Genomic DNA, 4,472 nt, shown 5'->3' on the forward strand with positions numbered 1-4,472 from the left:
CTTCACGATCTGCGGCACGGCGTACTTCGAAATCTGCCCTGTCTCGCTGAAGGCGAGCACATGATTCCTGATGTCCGCTTCCGAAACCTCGGGCGTGAATTGCGGCTTCAGGACCACCAGCGCCACGGGGCGTTCGCCCCACTTCTCGTCCTTGATGCCGATCACCGCCACCTCGGACACGCCCGGATGAAGCGAGATCAAGCTTTCGATTTCAAGCGACGAAACCCACTCGCCGCCAGACTTGATCACGTCCTTGATGCGGTCGGTGATCTGCAGGTAGCCGTTCGCATCGATGCTCGCGATGTCCTGTGTGTGCATGTAGCCGCCCTCCCAGAGCTGCTCCGATGCGCCCGGGTCCTTCAGATAGCCCTGCGTGAGCCACGGTGCGCGCACCACGACCTCACCGCTTGCCTTGCCGTCGTGAGCCACATCGGTCCCCGCCTCGTTCACGATGCGCAGGTCGACGAGCGGCACCGGCAGTCCGGTCTTGCAACGCAGTTGCACCTGTTCATCGGCATCGAGCGTCTCGCTGCCGGGCTTCAGTTGCGCGAGGCTCAGCAGGGGGCAGCTCTCCGACATGCCGTAGCCCGCGAAGATATCGATGCCGCGGTCGAGCGCAGCACGCGCAAGCCCGTGAGGCAGTGCACCCCCGCCGATGATCACTTTCCACTTGCTCAGATCGACGGCCTTCGCTTCGCCGCAGTTGAGCAGCATGTGCAGGATGGTGCCGACGCAATGCGAGAACGTGACGCCTTCGTCGCGCACGAGGCTGACGAGCCGCTCCGGCACGTAGCGGCCCGGATAAACCTGCTTCACGCCCAGCACGGTGGCGATGTAGGGCATGCCCCACGCGTGGACATGGAACATCGGCGTGATCGGCATGTACACGTCGCCGCGATGAAAGCGCTGCCCCGATACGGGGCTCGCGAGCGCGGCCATCCCGGTGATGGTGTGCAGCACGAGCTGGCGGTGCGAGAAATAGACGCCCTTGGGCAGACCCGTCGTGCCGGTCGTGTAGAACGTGGTGGCGCGCGTGTTCTCGTCGAAATCAGGGAAGTCGTAGGCGGGCTCGCTTGCGGCGAGCATGGCCTCGTATTCGTCCGCGAACGGGATCGTGTGCGCGCCGGCTTCGCTGCCTTCGTCGTCGATCCAGATGAAGGTACGCACCGTTTCGAGCTGGTCCCGGATCGCTTCGACCACAGGCAGGAAGTCCGTGTGGAGAAGCAGGATCTGCGCGCCCGCATGGTTGATCGTGTAGGCGATCTCCGCGGGCGAGAGCCGCACGTTGACCGTCTGCAACACGGCGCCCATCATCGGAATGGCGAAGTAGCATTCGAGGTAGCGATGGCTGTCCCAGTCCATCACCGCGACCGTGCTGCCCATTCTTGCACCGTGACGGCTCAGACCATTGGCGAGGCGCGCGATGCGCTCACGCATGGCGCGGTAGGTGAGGCGCGTCTCGCCGCGATACACGATCTCCTGATCGGGCGCATGCGCGAGCGGCGTGTGCAGAAGATGCTTGATGAGCAACGGGTACGCATACCCCGGCTGATTTGATTCGAACATGTCGTGATTCATTTGAGTTTCCTTGATGCAAAGCGGCGAGCGAATCGCCGGCTTCGTTGCGCGAGGCACGGCTTACTGTCCGAAATCCCGCCTGACGGTCAATTTGTTCGTCACCGACACGACGCCGGACACGCCCTTCGCCAGGGTGACTGCCCTTTCGATCTGCGAGGCGTCGGCGACCGTGCCGGTCAGCGTCACGGCTCCGTCCTTCACGCCGACGCCGATGTTTCCGGCGTCGATGCTCTTGTCTTTTGCGAATGCGGCATACACGCGTTTGCGCAGCGCGCGATTCTCTTTTCGGGTAGCACTCGCCGGGGCCGCGCTCGAGGCCACCGAAGGCTCGCTCGGGGCCGCCATCGTTTCGCTCGCGAGAATCCATCCCGCGACCGATGCCAAAACGATCAATGCTGCACTGCCTGAACGGCGTGGCATGATTCTCTTCATGGATTGCTCCAGTTATCTTTTATGGGAACTTCGGATCGCGATTGCCGCGCATCCACGAATCAGAAGTTGTGGCGCACGCCGATCATCGCCGCCGTGGTCGACTCGCCCGGCGCCACCGGTTGTCCGTACACGATCGTCTGGTTCATCGTTCCGTGGTTGTCGACATAGCCGACCTGCGCATAGGCGAGCGTGCGCTTGGACAGGCTGTATTCCGCACCCACCGCGAATTCGCTCGAGTGATTCGTCGAATTGTTCTTGTCCTTCAGGTAGTAGAACCCGGAGGTGGCCTTGAGCACCGGGTTGAACCGGTATCCGAGCCCGGCCGAATACAGCTCGTAGTCCGCACGCCCCGTGTTCGCCGGATTCTTGCCGCGGCTGTACGAGCCGGACACGGAGAAGTCCCGGAACGTGTACATCGCACCGAGGTACACCAGCCGATTGTTGTTGAGCCCCGTCGCCGCGATTCCAGGCATCGGGTTCGCATCGTGGCCGTTGTAGTAGACCGCCGACAGATTCAGGCCGTAGTTCGAATACTTCAGGACGGCGGACTCGCGCGTGCCGCCCTGGAATTCGCCCGGAACGCCGCCCGGAGCGTATTCCAGCGCGAGCGACGCACCATAGAATTTCGGCGACTCGTAGACGAGCGCATTGCTGTCGTACAGCGCGCCGATCGGCCCGTTCGTGCTGGTACCGGGCCAGCCGGCTGCCTGATTCATGCCGAGCCACGCGGTGAGAATGCTGCCGAAGTATTGCGCGCCGCGCACGTCGGTTTCGTACATCGCGTACACCATCGGCACAATCTGGCGGCCCGCGTTGAACGTGCCGAACGGGCCGGACAGGCCGATCGTCGCGAACTGGTTGAATTGCGCGGGCACGCCGGGCGTGTCGGAGAGGCCGAACTTGCCGGTGCCCGTATCGAACGTGCCCTGCAACTTGAAGTTGACCTTGTAGCCGCCGCCCAGGTCTTCACTGCCCTTGAGGCCCCAGAAACTGGCGTAGATGCCGCCGTCCTTGTAGCGATACACCTTGCCCGTGTCGCGGGCGTTCGGTGCGAAGGAAGCCGCGGACGTGCTCTGATAGAGCAGGCCGGCATCGAGTACGCCGTAGAGCGTCACCGAGCCTTGCGCGGATGCGGCGCCTGAGAAGGCCAGCAGGGCAGCAAGGCAGGGGAGTCTGAGTTTCATGAGTGTCTCCGTATGTTTTTTTTCGACTTGCACGCATGCAGTCGGGCAGGCGTGGTCAGGGTCGGTAAAGGGGCAGTCGGCCGATCGATCGCTTCGCAGGCCCGTGGTTCGAACGGCTGCTAATGCCGCCGTCCGCGAGCACAACGCGGGACGAACATCCCGCGTGCGCAGCCCCTGGAAGGGGTCGCTATGGCGCGTGAAGTCATGCAGCAAGAATACGGAAGGAGAGGAATTTCAGCCCCTCTCGCGTAGGGAGGGGGGTGAGTGGCGCAGACGCGGGCGACGGAGGGGGGTGAAATGGCGCAGACGCGGGCCGCGCGAGGGCGGCAGATCGCGTTCTGTCCTTATTGAGTGCCTTCGAGCAGGCCAAGCACCACTGCGCGGCGCACCGCGTGCTTGCGGGAACTCGCGTCGAGCTTGCCGAACAGGTTCTTGAGGTGCCACTTGACGGTGCCCTCTCCAATCGTGCCTGCGCGCGCGATCTCCTTGTTCGTCAGATTGCGCGCAAGCAGTTCGAGAATCTCCCGCTCCTTGGGCGTCAGGACGACGCACGGCACCGCGCGAGGTCCGCCCGTCTCGCGCGGGTGGGGCCGCGCGCTCGGCAGGGCGGCGGGCGCCCGCCCGACGCTCCCGGGATCGGCTGCGTCGGCTGCGCGCCGCGCCCAGTCCGCGAGCGCGGGATGAGCGTCGATCAGCGTGCGGCCCAGCCTGAAGGTCTGCGCGAGGTTCATCGCTTCGAGCAGCAGGGCTGTCGCATCCACGCCCATCTGTTGCTGCGCGAATGCGCGCAAGGCCATGATCTCGATGCGATAGCGGCCCATGTTCATCGCGTCGGACTGCTTGCCGGCGGCGTCCAGTGCGTCGAGCGCCTGTTGCCAGCTTCGCGCGGCAATGGCGGCGTCGGCGTGCGAAAGTGACTGCAATAGCGCGACCGAATCGCGCCAGAGCGGCCCGCGACCCGACTCGCGGGCCAGGATTTCGTCGATGCGGCGCACCAGCGCCTGGCATGTCTCGCTGCGGTAGCGGCCCGCATGCATGCGGACCTGTTCGGCCAGACTGGCGACGCACAGGCGGGGCTGACGACGGCTCACGCCCAGCGCGTGCATCGTCTCCAGCATGTCGAGGGCCCGGTGCTCGTTGCCGCGCACCGCGGCAATGCGCGCCGCCGTGCGATAGGCGAGCATCACGGTCTCCGGCGTGGCGGCCCGTTCGAGCATGTCCAGGCGGTTGGCGAGCAGCGCCGCCGCCTCGTCCAGCCGGTCGTCTTCATACGCAATT

The 4,472-nt window shown here is 64.7% G+C and carries 4 protein-coding genes; all 4 read right to left on the reverse strand.

Annotation, left to right across the window (positions count from 1 at the left end; translation table 11 throughout):
- Positions 1-1,578: fatty acid--CoA ligase (locus BG61_RS37715; RefSeq protein ID WP_051673090.1), on the reverse strand; the 1,578-nt coding region annotated here is incomplete at its 3' end.
- Positions 1,579-1,638: 60 nt separating this feature from the next.
- Positions 1,639-1,923: a BON domain-containing protein gene (locus BG61_RS37720; protein WP_232256074.1), complete on the reverse strand. Its 285-nt coding sequence runs from the start codon at positions 1,921-1,923 to the stop codon at positions 1,639-1,641.
- A 146-nt stretch (positions 1,924-2,069) separates the two neighbouring features.
- Positions 2,070-3,194, reverse strand: coding sequence for a porin (locus BG61_RS37725; protein WP_035928985.1), 1,125 nt, complete (start codon positions 3,192-3,194; stop codon positions 2,070-2,072).
- A 344-nt stretch (positions 3,195-3,538) separates the two neighbouring features.
- On the reverse strand, positions 3,539-4,472 hold a 934-nt coding region (locus BG61_RS37730; protein WP_035943288.1), incomplete at its 5' end, for a LuxR family transcriptional regulator.

The organism is Caballeronia glathei (assembly GCF_000698595.1).
Classification (GTDB): Bacteria; Pseudomonadota; Gammaproteobacteria; order Burkholderiales; family Burkholderiaceae; genus Caballeronia; species Caballeronia glathei.

What these genes read in the sequence shown, in the direction of transcription:
- BG61_RS37725 (WP_035928985.1), bottom strand. Translation starts at nt 3,194, where the DNA reads ATGAAACTCAGACTCCCCTGCCTTGCTGCCCTGCTGGCCTTCTCAGGC.
- BG61_RS37720 (WP_232256074.1), bottom strand. Translation starts at nt 1,923, where the DNA reads ATGGCGGCCCCGAGCGAGCCTTCGGTGGCCTCGAGCGCGGCCCCGGCG.